The organism is Spirosoma endbachense, from assembly GCF_010233585.1.
Lineage (GTDB): Bacteria > Bacteroidota > Bacteroidia > Cytophagales > Spirosomataceae > Spirosoma > Spirosoma endbachense.
Genome location: NZ_CP045997.1, coordinates 9480382 through 9497531, shown reverse-complemented (window position 1 = coordinate 9497531; position 17150 = coordinate 9480382). Strand labels below are relative to the sequence as shown.

Genomic DNA, 17150 nt, shown 5'->3' with positions numbered 1-17150 from the left:
ATGAAAACATACATAATTTTGCTAAGTATACTGGTTGTCAGCCTGTATGGCTGCGGTACGAAAGAACCTGAAAAGTCACTTTCAGAACGTATTCGGCAAGTCTGGACGGTTAATATTGCCAAAGAAAACAGCACAACGGTCTATACAAAAGGAGGGACAGGCAATCCTAAACCGGGTTATAGTCAATTCAAACTCGACCTCACTCAGGAACAGACTGTTCGACTCACAGAAGTCGACAATAACACATTTGTGGGAACATGGGCCCTGTCGGCTGATAATACGAAATTGACGCTTAGCGGTCTGACTCCTCAGCCCTCAGGGAGTAATGGCACTATTGAGTATACCGTCGATAGCGACGCGAGCGAAACCGTGCTTAACTTGAATCGTCTGTCTCAAAACCTTAAAACGGGTAGCGCTACTACTCGCTATGAATTGATTAAGTAGGCCTTTGATTTTGCTATCCAGATAATGCTCAGCTTTTCTGCAGGTTCCAACGGCAGAAAAGCTGAGCATTGATTAGTTATCGTTCAGAATCAGTGGAACATTGCCCCGCCCGCCCATAATCACGATTTTGGCATTAGGCGATGCCGCCAGTTCGCGCTGGGCTCTTATCTGTTCATACTGCAATTGCTTGTCGGACAGCCCCGTCGAAAGAATTTTCTGATAGTCGGCTATACCCTGTGCTTCAACGCGTTTACGTTCGGCTTCCTGCCGTTCTTTCTGAAGTACGAACTGCATTTTCTGGGCATCCTGTTCGGCATTGATTTTCGACTCGATAGTTTTTTTGACAGAGGCAGGCAGATCAATATTACGAATCAGCAACTGTTCCAGCATGAGCCCCCGTTTCCTGAAATCTACCTCGATTGTTTTGTAAATACGGGTTTGAAACTCATCGCGCCGGGTCGAATACAAGGCCACCGCATCATAATAAACGGCGTTGTCACGAATACGGGTACGTGTGATTGGTCGAACAATTTTGTCCATAAAATCGGTACCAATCTCCTGGTAAATCTTTGGTGCATTGGCGGGTACTAACCGATACAGAACGGTCAGATCAATAACTACTTCCAACCCATCAGCCGTTAATACACGAATGGCATCATCACCTTGTTTTTCACCCTCATCGTTTGTTGCCGACATGGTGTAATTCTGTGTTTTAATGTCAAATTCTGTGACAGTAGCAACCGGATTGACAAAACTTAATCCCGAATTCAGGGTACGATCACTTACGTTACCAAACAGCGAGATGACACCTACCTGACCAGCATCAATCTGACGGATGCTGGATGTAAGCAGACCTAGTACAATTAAAATAATACCGGCCACTTTGAGCGGGCGGGCAAAGCGCGAAAATGTTAGCGCAGGTGTATTGATGGCAAATCCGGCAATAAGCGCGAAGATGCCCAGAATGAAAAAGAACATGATTATTGCGTAGATTAAGACAAGTACTGAATGGTGGCAAGCTATCGAAAATAGTGCCAGTTAAGGCTTTCCCGAAAAGAAAAGAGTTGCATGAAATGACTCCTCTAAACAGGGAAGCAATCAGCCAAATTTATTGGCGCTGGGGCGGAGTCATGGGAACGGATCTACTTGAAGAACAGGTCAAAAGTAGGCGACCAGGGCTAGGAAACCAAAGAGTTATACAGGAGTGGAAACAGGGTCTGGCGGTTGGCTGCGGGATAGGATAAACAAAAGAAGAGGACACAAAAAAAGCATCCGGTAAACTACCAGATGCCTTTCTTGACCACACTATTAACCCTTCAGCGTGTTAGCGTGATTTTTTCTTGTCTTTGCCAACTGGAGCGACAGCAGGAGTTGCTACCGTCTGAGCTTCTTTCTGGGCAACGACTTCACCTTTGAGATAAAGAACCGTCTGGCCACCTTCAGCATTGCTGGTTACTGTTACCGATTTGTTGAACGGTCCGGCAGCAGCGGCATTGAACGTAGCCGATACATTACCCGTTTTGCCCGGCATTACTGGTTCGCGGGTCCAGCTTGGCTTGGTGCAGCCACAAGAAGCTGTAGCATCGTTGATAACGACAGGATCAGCACCAGCGTTTTTGAACTCAAAAACATAGGTAACTGGTTTGCCTTGTTCAACTTTACCGAAGTCATGAGTTTCTTTGGCGAATTTCAGGACTCCCTTCTGCGCGTAGCCAACTGCGACGAACACAAATAAAGCTACGAAAAGTGAAAAAAACTTTTTCATTGGACTAAACGGAATTATGGTTTGGTTGTTTAAGTAAGATACTTACGAATCAATTCCAGAGCAAAGAGTCTGCCAAAGGCTAACTGCTTGTTGTTGACTTAACAAAGAAACAGAAAAAATCGTTTTTTTGAAAGCTGGCTTGTTTTGCTTTAAATTTACTTTCGCATGACGCTTGGGCGACCCTGGTAACCCACTTCATCTAAAAAACTAAATGTTGGACGCTTTCAACCCGTAGCTCTGCTGTGATAGCAAACGAACAACTCCGCTCGACTGATATTCTGACTCGCGAAAAAATCCTATCTGATTATCGAATGGCTTGCGAAAGCCGACAGGTAAGCTTACTGGGTCGTCGCGATGTTATGGGCGGCCGGGCGAAATTCGGAATCTTTGGCGATGGCAAGGAATTGGCGCAGCTTGCAGCCGCCAGTGCTTTTCGTCAGGGTGATTTCCGATCGGGTTATTATCGCGACCAAACCTTTGTGGCCGCACTGGGTGAGCTTCGCTGGACGGAGTTTTTCGCCCAGTTATATGCACATACCGATATCGAGGCAGAACCCAGCACGGCGGGACGGTCTATGAATGGCCATTTTGCTACGCGCTGGCTCGACGAAAAGGGGTTGTGGCGTAATCAAACGGAACTGTTTAATTCGGTTTGCGACATCGCCCCAACGGCAGGCCAGATTCCACGGTCGCTTGGTCTGGCTTATGCATCCAAACTCTTCCGCAATAACGATGCCCTGCATAACCTGACAAATTTTTCTCATAACGGCGATGAGGTCGTATTTGCCACGATCGGCGATGCTTCTACGTCGCAGGGAATGTTCTGGGAAACCATGAATGCGGCTGGTGTATTGCAAGTGCCGTTATTGATGTCGGTCTGGGATGATGGCTATGGCATTTCGGTACCAGTCGAATACCAGACAACCAAGGGTAGTATTTCAAAAGCGTTAGCTGGTTTTCAGCGTGAAAGTCAGGATGAAAAAGGCATCGAAATTTTTACCGTAAAAGGCTGGGATTACGTTGCCTTGCTGGAAACCTATCAGCAGGCTGCCCGGATTTGCCGCGAAGAGCATGTTCCGGTACTGGTTCACGTACAGGAACTTACTCAGCCTCAGGGCCATTCGTCATCTGGATCACACGAACGCTATAAATCGAAAGAACGGTTATCGTGGGAAACCGAGCACGACTGTAATCGAACGTTCCGCCAGTGGATTCTTAAAAACGGCTATGCATCTCACGACGAGCTTGAGACTATTGAAGTAGAGGCCCGGCAGACGGCTAAAAAAGCGCGTACCGATTCCTGGCATGCCTTCGAACAGTCGATGAAAGGGGATTTCGATTCGGCCATTGCTTTATTACAGCAAGTGGCGCGTCATAATCCGAAGTCGGCCGAATTGATGGCCATTCGGGAAGAGCTACGCAAAACCGTTAATCCTCTCCGCCGGGATGCTGTTGCCGCCATCCGAAAGGCACAGCGGTTGCTTCGAAACGATACAAGTGCTTCCCGTTCTCATCTGAAAGCCTGGATAGAGCGAACAAATGAGGAGAATGCCGACCGGTACAACTCTTATTTATATAGTCATTCGCCTGAGTCGCCCATGCTGGTAGAACCCATACCCGCTCATTATACCGACGATTCGATAGGGGTGGACGGTTATATTCTGATGCAGCGGTATTTTGAGAGTCTTTTCGATCGGGATGCCCGCGTAGTGGCTCTTGGCGAAGATGTTGGCCTGATCGGCGACGTCAATCAGGGATTCGCCGGTTTACAGGAAAAATTCGGTGAAGCTCGGATTACTGATACGGGCATTCGTGAAACAACCATCATTGGACAGGGTATTGGCCTTGCTATGCGTGGATTACGGCCTATCGTCGAAATTCAGTACTTCGATTATATTTTCTACGCGCTGGCAACGCTCACGGATGATCTGGCAACGTTGCTTTATCGAACGAAGGGCGGCCAAAAGGCACCGCTCATTATCCGGACTCGTGGGCATAGGCTGGAGGGAATCTGGCATTCCGGATCGCCACTGGGTGCCATGCTCGGTAGCCTTCGTGGTATACATGTACTGGTGCCTCGTAATATGACGCAAGCCGCCGGTTTTTACAATACCCTCATCAAAGGCGACGATCCGGCGCTGCTGATCGAATGCCTGAATGGCTATCGGCTCAAAGAAAAAGTCCCCGATAATCTGGCTGAGTTCTGTGTGCCACTGGGTGTACCGGATGTATTACGAAGTGGTACTGATGTTACTGTGGTTACCTACGGTTCAATGTGCCGTATTGTGATGGAGGCCGCCGGGCAGCTAGCCGAAATGGGGGTAAGCATCGAGGTGATCGACGTACAAACATTGTTGCCATTTGATGTTCACCATTCCATTCTCGACTCCATAAAGAAGACCAACCGGGTTATATTTGCCGATGAAGATGTGCCGGGTGGTGCATCGGCCTATTTGATGCAACAGGTCGTGGAAGGGCAAAACGCCTACCGTTACCTGGACTCTGTGCCCAGAACAATTTCGGCAAAAGCACACCGGCCACCGTATGGGTCTGATGGCGATTATTTTTCAAAACCGAACGTTGATGATATCATTGACGTGGCTTATGCAATTATGAGTGAGTGCGAACCAGACCGGTTTCCGCCTATCTAGCGAGTGATCGGCTATGATGCCGACTTTCGCTCATTAAAAATGGCTTATTTCAACGATATAAAATCTGGTATCCGAACAACGCTCAAGGGTTTGAGTCTAACGTTCCGGCACATACGTAATGCAACGCATCGCCGGACGGCCGAGGGTATTGCAGATGCTACTTATTTTGACCAGCAAAATGGTCTTGTTACGCTTCAGTACCCCCACGAGCAGCTTCCAATTCCCGATAATGGCCGCTATAGACTCCGTAATGAGATCGATGATTGTATTGTCTGCGACAAGTGTGCTAAAGTCTGTCCGGTCGATTGCATAACGATCGACGCCATCAAAGCGACGGAAGAAGTTGGCCGGGCATCGGATGGGTCACCGATTCGGCTGTATGCGGCCACATTCGATATTGATATGGCCAAATGCTGCTATTGCGGCCTTTGCACGGTTGTTTGCCCGACCGAGTGCCTGACAATGGACAAAAAGTTTGATTATAGTGAATTCGAGCTTGGGAAGTTAACCTATGAGTTTGCCAATCTGACAACGGAAGAAGCGGACGAGAAGCGGAATTTATACGAACTGTTTCTGAGGGAAAAAGAAGAACAGAAAGCCGCTCAGGCTGCGGCAAAAGCCGCGGCTCAACCATCAACCGCTCAACCAGCCAACAAACCTAAACCAGCATTTCGACCAACTGCCAAACCGGCTGCTACTTCACCATCTCCCGAGCCTGCCAATTCAGCGGGGCCATCTATGGAGCATCCATTAACCGATGCTACACCCGATGAAATGCAGCACATTGCACAGGGAGGGCTTGAGTCAATGAAACATCCTGTATTCCGCCCCGCGAAAAGGCCAACGGGTCCTACAACTGGTGTTCCGGAAGAAACAGGCGATGAACCTGCCAAGGAATCTACAACTGCACAGGAATCGATGGAAACTGCACCGAAGCCAAAGGCGGCTCCCGGTGGATTCCGCCCGACAATGAAACCGGCTAAAGACACCACTACGGATTCGGTTGAAAAATCAGATTTAGTGGAGTCAGGAGAGCCGCCCAAACCTAAACCGGTCTTTCGGCCAACAATGAAACCGCCCAAGCCGGTAACGGACGATCGGGCAACCACTTCTGAGCCTCAACCGACCAGCGAAGAACCAATCGCTGAAGCTAAAGCCCGTCCGGTTTTTCGACCGACGATGAAGCCCAAAACGACTCAGTCTGGAGAGGCTCCAATTGATCCCGAGAATCAACCAGCTATCGATAAGCCGGTTAACGAAACTCCCGCAACGCCAGAGCCAGCCGTTCAAAAGCCGAAACCAGTCTTTCGGCCGACGATGAAGCCGAAACCCAGCCCGCCAGCTACGGAGCCAGAAGAAGGAGAAAAAACGACACCAGCTGCTGATAGTAAGGAGACTCCGGTTGCTGAAATGCCCAGACCCAAACCTGTTTTTCGGCCAACGATGAAGCCCAAAGCGCCACCATCGACCCCACCGTCGGACGACGATGGAAAATCAGCTTAACCAGAAAAATTCCAACAAATCAGTGGTTCAGATAGCTTTTTATGGATTTTCCGCGCTGATATTAGGCGGAGCATTAGCGGTGTTATTAACCCGTAATGTTCTCTATGCCGCCTTTTTTCTATTGCTGACCTTGTTGGGTGTTGCTGGGATCTTCGTGTTAGCGAGTGCTGATTTTCTGGCGGTAGCACAGATCATGATTTATGTTGGAGGGGTATTGGTATTGGTTATTTTTGGCGTAATGCTAACCCATAAAGCAGCCTCACCAACCGAAACAAACAGCCAGTCATCAAACCGCGTTCCAGCCTTGAATCGGGCTGGTGCATACTCCTGGTTAGTAGCACTCATGACGGCCGGATTGCTCTTTGTTGCTCTCTACACTTTATTAGCCCGTGCTAATTTTACCTTACTGGCGCGTCCTGTAGGCTGGCAGACAACAATTGGCACGATCGGCAAACAACTCATGACGGAGTATGTTGTCCCTTTTGAAATCGTTGGAATTTTATTGCTGGCTGCCTTGGTTGGCGCTACTTATCTGGCTGCCCCGATTGGGAAAAAAGGCAATTAAAGCGACTGGATTTGTAAGATCAGTTGGCTATACCTGTTTACCTGACTTTAAGTACCGGGATACGCTAATAGTCTCCTCCGGCACCACCACCGCCAAAACTACCACCACCAAAGCCACCGAAGTCACTACCACCTCCGCTACCACCGCTGCTCCATCCACCACCCGAACTACCCCAGCCTGAAGACGGAAAAAAGACCGGTGGGAAAAAGCCGCCACCGCGATTACGGTTACTGCCTCCGCCACTCCGACGAGAAATAACAAGGATAATCACGAAGATGATAACTCCCCAAATAAGAAATTCCCCCCAGCCATCCCCATCAGACTGCTTCGGTTCGGCGTCATATTCACCGCTCGCCCGCTTGATGATTTCGGTTGTTGCGGCATCTAACCCCTGGTAATACTGTTCCTGTTTAAAGGCTGGGGCAATCGTATTGGTAATGATTCGTTTGGCAATCGCATCGGGAATGGCGCCTTCAAGCCCATATCCGGGCGCAATAAAGACTTTGCGGGTTTGGGTTGCCCAGGCAATCACCAGACCGTTGTTTTTGCCCTGCTGACCAACGCCCCACTTACGGCCTACCTGAAACGCAAAGTCGCCAATTGGATAAGGTTCTGTTGTTTTAACAATGACAATGGTGATCTGAGTCGATGTTGAGTCGTTATAGGTGCGCAGTTTCTGCTCTAACTGAGCCCGCTCGTTACTGCTCAAAATACCAGCAAAGTCATTAACCAGACGTGGCGGATTCGGTTTATTGGGTATGGCCGTGTTAGCCGCATCAGTTGCCGTATCCTGCGCCATCAGATTACCCGATAAGGCAAGGGAAAACAGCAGGATTACCAGGCCAATGAACTGAATCGATCGGTATTGAAGGGTGGGTATGTTCACGGATGTGTCAATCAAACGAAATTTCATCGGCGAGTTCGTTGGTATCGGTTTCGCCGTCATATGGAAAGTACTGCTTTAACTGTTGTCCAGCTTTTTCAATTCCCCGGCTCAATCCTTCAACATAATGCCCGATAGCAAAATGACTGCGAATCAGGTCTTTTGTACTTTCCCAGAAATCGGCAGGGACTTTGTCATTGATTCCTTTATCGCCTACTACCGCAAACTTTCGGTCAGCGTGGGCCAGATAAAATAAGACCCCGTTTTGTTCTTTAGTCTGGTGCATACCCAATTGGGCAAATACGGCAATAGCGCGCTGAACGGGGTCGGCGGTAGCACAGTGCGGCTCAACATGTACCCGGATTTCACCCGATGTTGCCTTTTCAGCTTCCCGGATGGCGTTGACAATACGTTGCTGATCCTCGGGAGTAAATGGATTCGTTTGCATGGGCATGGGGCCTGGAGCATGCTGGCATGAGCACAGAGTAAAGCTTTTCCATGCTCACGCCATCATGCTTCCTGCTCATTAAAACTGCACCGTTGGCGCGCTTTGTGCTGCTTGCGAAGCTTCGAAGAACCCTTTAACGGGGAATCCGAAAATACCGGCGAAGATATTATTCGGGAAGGACCGTACGGACTGATTATAGGTCTTAACGGCTCCGTTGAAATCGTTTCTCGAAACAGCGATACGGTTTTCCGTACCTTCCAGCTGTGCCTGTAGCTCAGAGAAATTCTGGTTGGCTTTCAGATTCGGGTAGCTTTCTGCTACTGCCAGCAGCCGCGATAACGAACCGCTAAGCTGATCCTGCGCGGCCTGGAATTTCTGGATATTTTCTGGCGTCAACTGGCTGGCATCGAGTTTTATACCGGTTGCGTTTGCCCGTGCCTGAATAACTGCCGTTAGTGTACTCTTTTCGAAGTTTGCGGCTCCCTGAACTGTCCGAACAAGGTTTGGTATCAGATCGGCCCGACGCTGGTACTGCGTCTGCACCTGCGACCATTTTTCCTGTACATTGGTGTCATTTTGAACAAGGCCGTTGTAGGAACTACAACCATACATGCCCAAAATCAGGGCAATAACCACCACAATAATTAATGTTCTTGACATGGTCTGTTAAGATGGGAAAAGTTGTTACTGAGTTAAAGTTGAACAAAACTCGTTAAATTGTAACCTTAAAACTACGTCAACGGTTTTTTTCCTCTATTGTCCACTTGTTTGGGTTGATGACTGGTAGGGGGTAAGTACTGCCCAGAACAACGCCATATTGCGCTTGCTCAACTGATGATAAGTTATAAACCGTGTGGATCGTGTCTGCCGGGACTGCCGCTAGTTCGGGTATCCAGTGTTTGACGTAATCGCCCTGTTCATCATAGTGCATGGCTTGACTATAGATGTTGAAATGACGGTTTTCACGAGGATCATTGCCAACGCCAGCAATATAATTCCAATTCCCCCAATTGCTACAGGGGTCGTAATCAATAAGTAAACTTTCGAAATAAGACGCCCCCCACGTCCAAACGACACCCAAGTCATTGGCTAGAAAACTACTGACGTTTTGCCGCCCTCGGTTAGACATGAATCCTGTAGTGTTCAACTCGCGCATGTTGGCATCAATAAACGGAATGCCGGTTTTCCCGTCAACCCAGCGCCTGAACAGATCAGGATCGCGAAGCCATGTTTTGGTTAAATTTTGCTGAATACCGCTTGGCTTAAAGAGCCGGGTTCCGTAGCGGAGCGCAACAAAGCGAAAGTAATCACGCCATATTAGCTCAAAAATGAGCCAGTATGTTGAATCGTTTTTAACCCGTTCGGCTTCATAGCGCTTGATTTCCTGATAGATAAGCCTGGGGGATAGACAGCCGAGCGACAGCCAGGCCGAAAATCTGGATGAATAGGATTCGCCTGATAAACCATTGCGGGTTTCTTTGTAGGTCTTAATAAACTCATCTTCCCAGACGTAGCGTTGGAGTCGTTCCAGCCCCGCTGTTTCACCTCCTTTAAAGAGGGTTCCTTTCGTGTTCGCCGTTTGATTCGACTCATCAATCAGTTTGGCAGAAAAGCCAAATGCGGCTAGTGATGGTAACTCTTCCGAAGGAATATCGGGAACAAAGCGAACGGTTTGCGGAGTAGCTATTGGTTTCCTTACGTCGGAGTGGGCCTCTACTTCGTGGCGAAATTGGGTGAAGGTTGTAGGTAGACGTGAAACCCAGAATGGCAGATCACGAACATGGTAAAGCGTTGATACCCAAAATAAATCAAGGTCTATATTAAGCGGTTTGAGCCGTTTGCTAAGATCCGATTCAGTATCCGTCTCGTCTTCAGTGACCTCCTTGCTGGCGTAAACGGCTTCGGCCTCGCTGTCTTCGGCCAGTTGTGCCAGAATTTTTGCGGAATGACCGACCCGAATGATCAGGTCAGCGCCTTTGTCCTGTAGCGACCTGCGTAGATCGGCTACGGCTTCAAGCATAAACTGAGCACGAAAGATGCCGGTTTTTCGAAAACCAAGCTCGGGCAATTCCTCAAACCAGCGAGGTTCGAACACAAATACGGGCAGCACTTCGTCGGCCGTTTCGAGAGCACGGGCGAATCCTTCGTTATCGTGCAGGCGGAGATCGTTACGGAACCAGTATAAAATACGTTTGGCCATATCAGTTTACAATAGGCAGGGTTATAGTAAGCAGTAACAATATCGGAAAAATACAGTTCCGCTCCTGCTCCATAAACTAGCCATATTGCCTGCTATAGGCCTATTAAATGACTACTGTTCGTTCAGCGCCCAGTTGTAATCCAGAAATGAAATCGGAGTGTCTTTATTGATTTTCGTTTTTGAATACTGATTTACCCAGTACTCAATTGATTTGTTGTTTTCTTTCCAGTCTCCTTTATACCAATCGAAGTATTTCGACAGGCTGGCCTTTTGGGGAGTAATGGCATTTTTAGCCGGATTATTCAGAAAATCGCTGCCCTGATCATCGAGTTGGGCAATGAGCTTATCGCCCTCATAAGCTTCATTACGCAGACGAGGGCACGACCGGGCCGCACACACCAGCGCGAAATGAATACGTGGTTCGTTGAATTTCTTACGCAGCGTGCCATGTTCGATGTTATCGAGGCTCATCTCCTCGCCACCAATTTTAAAAAATTTACTGGCCCAGGGTGTCGTTACGAAGGGGATCTTGATCCTGGAACCGATATCTTTAATACTTGAGACCGGGTAGTGGTTCAGGATCAGCTGAATCGTATACGCATTGTAGGCGTTTATCCAGTAAGCCATTTGGTCATTTTTACTCCACTTGTCGGTCGGAGGGTTGTTACTGATTACATCAAGGTACTTTTTCAGCTCTTTCTCATCCGCCTTAAAGCCTTTATAATTGACAAGCCCTTTTTCGTTGACGTATTTTTTTAAAAGCCGGTCATAACTACCATGATCAACTGGGGCGCTCGTTAGCAGCACAGAACCAGTGGCTATATTGATAGGAGGAGTAAACGCTGCCAACCCAGCCAGGGTAAGACCGAGTAGGCCAATAGTCATTCCTTTTAAGGTGCAACGTGTCATGAATTTTTAGTTTGTTTACGGATACATACGCAAGTAAGTCGTAAAAGGTTTAACCTCATACTGGCAGGCAGACTTAACTAATCAAACGCAATGAACCTTGATTTAACTGGAAAAACTGCCCTCGTAGGCGGTAGCACACAGGGCATTGGCCGCGCTTCGGCCATAGAATTGGCCTTACTGGGAGCAAACATTGTTCTTATGGCCCGAAACGAAGATGCGCTCAAAGCCACGTTGGCCGATTTAGACACGGCTAAAGGGCAAGTCCATCGTTACCTGGTTGCCGATTTCAGCTTGCCAGGGGTTGTAACAACAGCTATTACGCAGCACCTGGCCCAGTTTCCGGATCTTCATATTCTCATTAATAATACAGGTGGTCCGGCGGGTGGTCCGCTGATTGATGCCAAACCTGAAGAGTTTGTACAGACGTTTCATAACCACCTGCTCAATAATCAGGCTCTGGTTCAGGCTATCGTACCGGCCATGAAACGAGCCGGTTATGGACGAATTGTGAATATTATTTCTACCTCCGTTAAACAACCCATTGTGGGCCTCGGGGTATCGAATACCATTCGGGGAGCGGTTGCGCAATGGGCTAAAACGCTGTCGCTGGAAATCGCTCGCTTTGGCATTACGGTTAATAATGTACTGCCTGGTTATACGCGTACAGCTCGTCTGGATGCTGTGTTATCGATGCGCTCAGGGGCATCCGGGAAAACAGAAGAGGAGGTATCCGCTCAAATGGAAAGCGAAATTCCGACGGGACGTTTTGCTACGGCCGAAGAGGTTGCGGCTGCAGTGGCATTTCTTTGTACACCAGCAGCGGCATCGATTAACGGGATCAATGTTCCGGTAGATGGTGGCAAGACGGGAAGCTTATGAGTAAATTATAACGTCGTAAAATTGAATTGTAGTCGTGACTATTATGATTGCCAACTTTACGACGCTACAACTTAAACCAGACTATTCTTAAATGCATAGGCGACCATTCCAGCGGTATTTTTAGTGCCGGTTTTTTCGAGAATGCGTAAACGGTGTCCTTCAACAGTACGTGGGCTGAGAAATATTTTTTCGCTTATCTCATTGGTCGAAAGCCCTTCGCAAATCAGCATCAAGACTTCCTTCTCCCGTTCAGAAAGCAGGATTTTGCTGTTGTAAAACGAATTCGCTGGCTTTGTGACCGTCGTTTTGTTGGTCATCTTGCGAAGCATTGCTTTGGAGACGAACTCGTTCAGGTAAACACCTTCATCCATTACCTTCCGAATGGCTTTTTCAACCTCGCCCGCTTCGGCATCTTTGAGCAAATAACCACTAACGCCTTTTTCTAGCAAATGAAGTACCATTCGGTCTTCGTCATGCATGGTCAATACAACGATTTTGATCAGTGGATAATTCTCACGCAGATAGTCGGCCGTGGCGGTTCCGTCCATGACTGGCATTTGCAGATCGAGCAGTACAACATCCGGCGTTTTGCGGGGAATTCGTTCGATAAGCTCCTGTCCGTTGCTTGCTTCAAGCAGCAACTCAAAATCATGAATCTGCCCCAGAATGGTGGCCATACCGACTCTAAATAGGGTGTGGTCGTCGCAGAGTGCCAGTTTGATTTTTCGCATGAGAGTGGGAGGTAAGGTTCTGTTCAGTACTTTGTTGATCTGTTGGTCGTGTTATTCGGGTGCAAGGCAAACAACCGAATAGTAAAAAATTAAGCAAACAAACGAACAACTGAACAGACAAGCAAATTAACCTAACAAAGCCACTGGCTGAGGGGTTTGTAAATGGATTTGTACATGAATATGAGAGCCTCGTCCAGGGGCTACATCGAAGGTTACGTGACCATCTACTACGCTCAACCGACTTTCAATATTACGTAATCCAAGTCCTCCCTGTTTACTTTCTGTAACGGCGTCAAAGTCAAATCCTACACCATCATCCATGACCGATAACCGGACTGCATCGGTAATGCACTGTAACTGAATGGTTATATGGCGGGCTCGGGCGTGACGTATTGCATTGTTAACCAGTTCCTGGGCAATTCGGTACAGCATTAAATCAATGGATGGCGAAAGCTGACCCATATTTTCGGGGCAATCCAACTGCACTTGTAATTCACTATCATTGGCGCGGTCGGCTAATTCTTCGAGTGCTGGTAACAAGCCGAAGCGTTCGAGCGTTGTTGGCACCAGATCGCGGCTGATCCGACGGACATTCGTCATTGTTTCGTCGATCATCGAGCGGGTTTTCTGGACATGAAGATTAATTCGAATATTATCTTCATCTAACTGTCGCTCTAACTGATTCAGGCTCATTTTCGTTACGGAAAGCATGGTGCCAATGCCATCGTGCAGGTCTTCGGCAAGTCGCCTGCGTTCTTCCTCCTGCCCCCGAAAGGTTGCGGTCATTAGTTCTCGCCGGTGCTGCTCCTGCAATTCTTTAAGGGCCAGTTGCTGCTTTGCCTGTTTTTGCTGGTAATAGGCCACGAAGATGATGATGAACACTGCCATCATCAACAGCACGGCTGTACCAACGGCAATAACAAAACCAGAGTTCATCGATGTTGTGTCTAATTATGGCCGTAGCCAAATAAAGTAAAGTTGTCTAATTTGCGAAAGATTTCAAAAAATTATGGTTAACATTGAGCGAATGGTAAAAAAAAGGAGGATTTATTTATAATGAATATAATTACCTGTCGGACGTTTATTTATAATAAGTTTTCACGTTCATATTTACTGAACCAGATACCGATCGATGAAAGAGCGACGAGCAAAATAAATAATACATTGTTAAGGTTCCAATATGTATCAAATGTTCGATCATCAATTAGAGTAGGATTAAAAATAATTTCGCTAAAAATGGAGATGAAAAAAGTGCCTGTAGCGTAAATAATTATACCAGAACTCACCCAGAATAAGCTGTGAATCAGTATGTTCTTTATTCGCATATCGGCTAAAGTTTTGTTAAAATACATTAATATCAGGATGATTATATAAGCCCTGTACGCGAATAGTTCAACTGCTGATATTTCCAGTAATTTAAAGTAAGCTAAACAAATAATAGAAAAAAGTATAGATAGTCCAATAATTAATCGCTTGGCTGATGGCGTTTTAAAGGTAGAAATATAGGCATTTGTTAAAAGTAATATTCCTCCAATAGGATAGATATTCAAGATAAAAAGATTATTTTTCTTAACCAGGCCGAGCCATATCATATACGTATCTCCAATAAGATACATACCGAAAAATAATAGGATAATTCTTAAAGTATTACTTAAAAATTTATAGTTAATTATACCTATAATGATGGGTAGAATACTGCTAAGATCTGAGATAAAATCCAAAGGATATTTCCCAAATAGTAGCAGTAGCCTTTCCAGCATCATTTTGACTAATTTAATTAGTATCAGCGCAGTGTCTCGGGCAGGGCAGGCCGTCTCCTAAGGTATCGCCATCTTCTGGGCCGTCTTTCAAACCAATAGTACTGTTTTGAATGGTAATGTCCTTTCCTCTGGCATCAACGGCAGTTAATAATACACGAGGTTTAAGCTGACCAACTCCTTCCTCAGTTGGTTTTCCATCGATATCTTCCCAACGTTTGGCATGATGAACACGAATTCCAACGCAATCGGGGTGGTTTAAGAGTTGTTTTATCTGATTGATACCGAAATATTCTGAGCGAACATAATCGTCTGTAGTTAAACCGACAGCCAGTTTACGATCACGGTAAGCCGTTGTCATCGATTTAGTTTCGTAGGGAGTGAGAAAACGGCCGGCGTTTTCAGTAAAAATAGCAGCCATACTAATATCAAATAAAGAAGAAAATAATTGCCGAAAACTATCACTAAACGCCGGGCTTATCAATCAAACGCTGGCGGTTTGTGTATTATACGGCCCTATACGAGCTTAATCAGGTATTTCTACGTAGTAAATTACGGGCTTCTGCCTATTTACATTACTCTATGCAAAAACAGGGTTTTTGCTCTCAAATACATTCTGGTGCATACGTTATCTTTGTATCGTAGCTGATGGCTAGCCACAGCAACGTTATTTTCTCATCTCATAGGTTAGGTTAGGAAAACCCTGTCAACAGATTGATTGACAGGGATTTTTGTTTTTCGTTATAAAACAATTATAAAACATTTTTCAATTTGCTCCCCAAAATGGCCCTAAACCAGCCTCCAGGGCGAGTTGTTGTATGTGGAAGCGGTTGGTGACCTGGATAGCCGAGGGAAACATTTTTTATCGATCAGACCCATGTTGGAGATTTCGCTGCCACAGACCATCCGATTCCGTTGCCAATTGACCGCGCCACGGTGGTCACCTCTTTATCATAGAGGAAATGAAGGTAACTGGCTGATAAAAAGAAAAATAAAGTGGTCAGTCTATGCCGAAATCACCTGATCTACCGCTAGCGGAATCAGGTGGTCAATTAGTCCCAAATAACCACCCAGCATGAGCCGCGCCGACGATCCCTACGACAATGCCTTTTCCGAATCGTTGTGGATCGGACTGCCGAAGCAGTCGCCTGAAGGCGGAGTATTTCTGAATGTGGAAGATGCAAAAACCAAACTCTTCGACAACATTGAGGTCTATTATAACCGGGTGAGAAAGCACTGTGCCGGCAGCCCGGTCGTCGCTGGGCTACCAGAGCCCTGAACAATTTGAAATCGAGTATTATACAAATCTGACAGATTCAGTGTGCCGCTAAACCGGACCACCTCAGATCACTATGATTCATACAGCGGGGAAGGATAACTATCTTCATATTTCTGCCCTCGTCAAACACATTACAGGTGATGAGAAGCCAATATCCGTAAGAATTTTACTCTTTTTACCCTCAGTCGAATTTTATCGCTAAGGTGTTTCAGTTGTTTTTAAACGGTCAAACCCAGCATCTTAATCGCATTCTCCTTCAGAATTAGCGGCTTCACTTCGTCTTTGAATCCGGCTACCTCAAAATCTTTTAACCACCTCTCAGGTGTAATTAACGGAAAATCTGTCCCGAACAACATCTTGTGTTTGAGTTGCGTGTTGGCATACTGTACCAGTTGGGGTGGAAAATACTTCGGCGACCAGCCCGACAGGTCAATGTACACATTGGGCTTATGCATACACACCGACAGAGCTTCGTCCTGCCAGGGCCAGGACGGATGCGCAATGATGATCGGTGAATCAGGGAAGTCAATCGCTACGTCGTCCAGGTGGATGGGGTTTGAATACTCTAAGCGCAAACCACCACCGCCACGCACACCCGAACCGAAACCAGAATGGCCCGAATGGAATAACATGGGCAATCCAGCGGCCGCAATCACTTCATAGAGGTGGTAGGCCATCCGATCATTGGGGTAAAAACCCTGTACCGTAGGGTGAAACTTAAATCCTTTCACGCCAAATTCCTCAATCAGCCGTTTGGCTTCGCGAGCGCCCATCCGACCTTTATGAGGATCGATGCTGGCGAAGGCAATCATGACATCGGGGTTTTCGAGCGCGGCTTCGGCAACTTCTTCATTCGGAATTCGACGTTTACCCGTTTCATGTTCCGAGTCAATCGTGAACATGATAAACGCCATATTCTGCTCCCGGTAATAGGTGATCGTTTCCTGAATGGTAGGCCGGTGGGTCGACTTAAAATACCTGGCAAAGGCAATATCGAATTCGGGCCGGTAATCGTCGTGAGGTTGTTTGCATGAAACTTCGGCATGTGTATGCACGTCGATAGCGACCAGGGCTTCAAGGTTCAAGCCCGATTTGAGAGGGGTAGTTGCATCCATAGTGTTCGGTATTTTACTAGA

17 protein-coding genes are annotated in these 17150 nt (G+C 47.0%); 6 read left to right on the top strand and 11 right to left on the bottom strand.

Annotated features, from left to right (window positions below; translation table 11 throughout):
• A complete protein-coding gene (locus tag GJR95_RS38200; RefSeq protein ID WP_232540999.1) occupies positions 1-444 on the top strand; it encodes a hypothetical protein in 444 nt (147 codons plus the stop codon).
• 72 nt (positions 445-516) lie between these two features.
• On the opposite strand, the gene GJR95_RS38195 is transcribed toward GJR95_RS38200, so the two are convergent.
• Both GJR95_RS38195 and GJR95_RS38190 read right to left on the bottom strand, forming a co-directional pair.
• Complete coding sequence (locus GJR95_RS38195; protein ID WP_162390867.1) at positions 517-1422, bottom strand: prohibitin family protein; 906 nt, start codon at positions 1420-1422, stop codon at positions 517-519.
• 346 nt (positions 1423-1768) lie between these two features.
• Positions 1769-2209: a DUF1573 domain-containing protein gene (locus GJR95_RS38190; RefSeq protein ID WP_162390866.1), complete on the bottom strand. Its 441-nt coding sequence runs from the start codon at positions 2207-2209 to the stop codon at positions 1769-1771.
• A gap of 242 nt (positions 2210-2451) precedes the next feature.
• Here GJR95_RS38190 and GJR95_RS38185 point away from each other — a divergent pair, with 242 nt between their 5' ends.
• The 3 genes from GJR95_RS38185 to GJR95_RS38175 are packed head-to-tail and all read left to right on the top strand — an operon-like array spanning position 2452 to position 6928.
• Complete coding sequence (locus GJR95_RS38185) at positions 2452-4860, top strand: alpha-ketoacid dehydrogenase subunit alpha/beta (protein ID WP_162390865.1); 2409 nt, start codon at positions 2452-2454, stop codon at positions 4858-4860.
• A 39-nt stretch (positions 4861-4899) separates the two neighbouring features.
• Positions 4900-6363: a 4Fe-4S dicluster domain-containing protein gene (locus GJR95_RS38180; protein ID WP_162390864.1), complete on the top strand. Its 1464-nt coding sequence runs from the start codon at positions 4900-4902 to the stop codon at positions 6361-6363.
• A gap of 22 nt (positions 6364-6385) precedes the next feature.
• Positions 6386-6928, top strand: a complete 543-nt coding sequence (locus GJR95_RS38175; protein WP_162392015.1) for an NADH-quinone oxidoreductase subunit J family protein — start codon at positions 6386-6388, stop codon at positions 6926-6928.
• 64 nt (positions 6929-6992) lie between these two features.
• On the opposite strand, the gene GJR95_RS38170 is transcribed toward GJR95_RS38175, so the two are convergent.
• The 5 genes from GJR95_RS38170 to GJR95_RS38150 all read right to left on the bottom strand — a co-directional run bounded on the left by GJR95_RS38170 (position 6993) and on the right by GJR95_RS38150 (position 11368).
• On the bottom strand, positions 6993-7727 hold the full coding sequence (locus GJR95_RS38170) for a TPM domain-containing protein (protein ID WP_174260289.1): 735 nt from the start codon (positions 7725-7727) through the stop codon (positions 6993-6995).
• Between the two features lie 94 nt (positions 7728-7821).
• A complete protein-coding gene (locus GJR95_RS38165) occupies positions 7822-8259 on the bottom strand; it encodes a TPM domain-containing protein (protein WP_162390862.1) in 438 nt (145 codons plus the stop codon).
• A gap of 78 nt (positions 8260-8337) precedes the next feature.
• Positions 8338-8919 (bottom strand): LemA family protein, encoded by a 582-nt coding sequence (locus tag GJR95_RS38160; RefSeq protein WP_162390861.1) that lies wholly within the window; start codon positions 8917-8919, stop codon positions 8338-8340.
• Positions 8920-8995: 76 nt separating this feature from the next.
• The gene (locus GJR95_RS38155) at positions 8996-10459 is read right to left on the bottom strand and encodes a DASH family cryptochrome (RefSeq protein WP_162390860.1); all 1464 of its coding nucleotides are present in this window, start codon (positions 10457-10459) and stop codon (positions 8996-8998) included.
• A gap of 111 nt (positions 10460-10570) precedes the next feature.
• The gene (locus GJR95_RS38150) at positions 10571-11368 is read right to left on the bottom strand and encodes a DUF547 domain-containing protein (protein WP_162390859.1); all 798 of its coding nucleotides are present in this window, start codon (positions 11366-11368) and stop codon (positions 10571-10573) included.
• Positions 11369-11458: 90 nt separating this feature from the next.
• Between GJR95_RS38150 and GJR95_RS38145 the strand changes: the two genes are divergently transcribed.
• Positions 11459-12247 carry an SDR family oxidoreductase gene (locus tag GJR95_RS38145; protein ID WP_162390858.1) on the top strand — a complete coding sequence of 263 codons (789 nt, stop codon included), beginning with the start codon at positions 11459-11461 and terminating at the stop codon, positions 12245-12247.
• A 71-nt stretch (positions 12248-12318) separates the two neighbouring features.
• Here GJR95_RS38145 and GJR95_RS38140 read toward each other — a convergent pair whose 3' ends face one another.
• From GJR95_RS38140 to GJR95_RS38130, 3 genes are all read right to left on the bottom strand, one after another.
• The gene (locus GJR95_RS38140; protein WP_162390857.1) at positions 12319-12978 is read right to left on the bottom strand and encodes a response regulator transcription factor; all 660 of its coding nucleotides are present in this window, start codon (positions 12976-12978) and stop codon (positions 12319-12321) included.
• Between the two features lie 126 nt (positions 12979-13104).
• Positions 13105-13914, bottom strand: a complete 810-nt coding sequence (locus GJR95_RS38135) for a sensor histidine kinase (protein WP_162390856.1) — start codon at positions 13912-13914, stop codon at positions 13105-13107.
• Positions 13915-14751: 837 nt separating this feature from the next.
• Complete coding sequence (locus tag GJR95_RS38130; RefSeq protein WP_162390855.1) at positions 14752-15156, bottom strand: hypothetical protein; 405 nt, start codon at positions 15154-15156, stop codon at positions 14752-14754.
• A gap of 654 nt (positions 15157-15810) precedes the next feature.
• Here GJR95_RS38130 and GJR95_RS38125 point away from each other — a divergent pair.
• On the top strand, positions 15811-16014 hold the full coding sequence (locus GJR95_RS38125) for a transposase (RefSeq protein WP_162390854.1): 204 nt from the start codon (positions 15811-15813) through the stop codon (positions 16012-16014).
• 218 nt (positions 16015-16232) lie between these two features.
• Here the strand turns inward: GJR95_RS38125 and GJR95_RS38120 are convergent, their stop codons facing one another.
• On the bottom strand, positions 16233-17129 hold the full coding sequence (locus GJR95_RS38120) for an amidohydrolase family protein (RefSeq protein WP_162390853.1): 897 nt from the start codon (positions 17127-17129) through the stop codon (positions 16233-16235).
• Between the last annotated feature and the right edge of the window lie 21 nt (positions 17130-17150).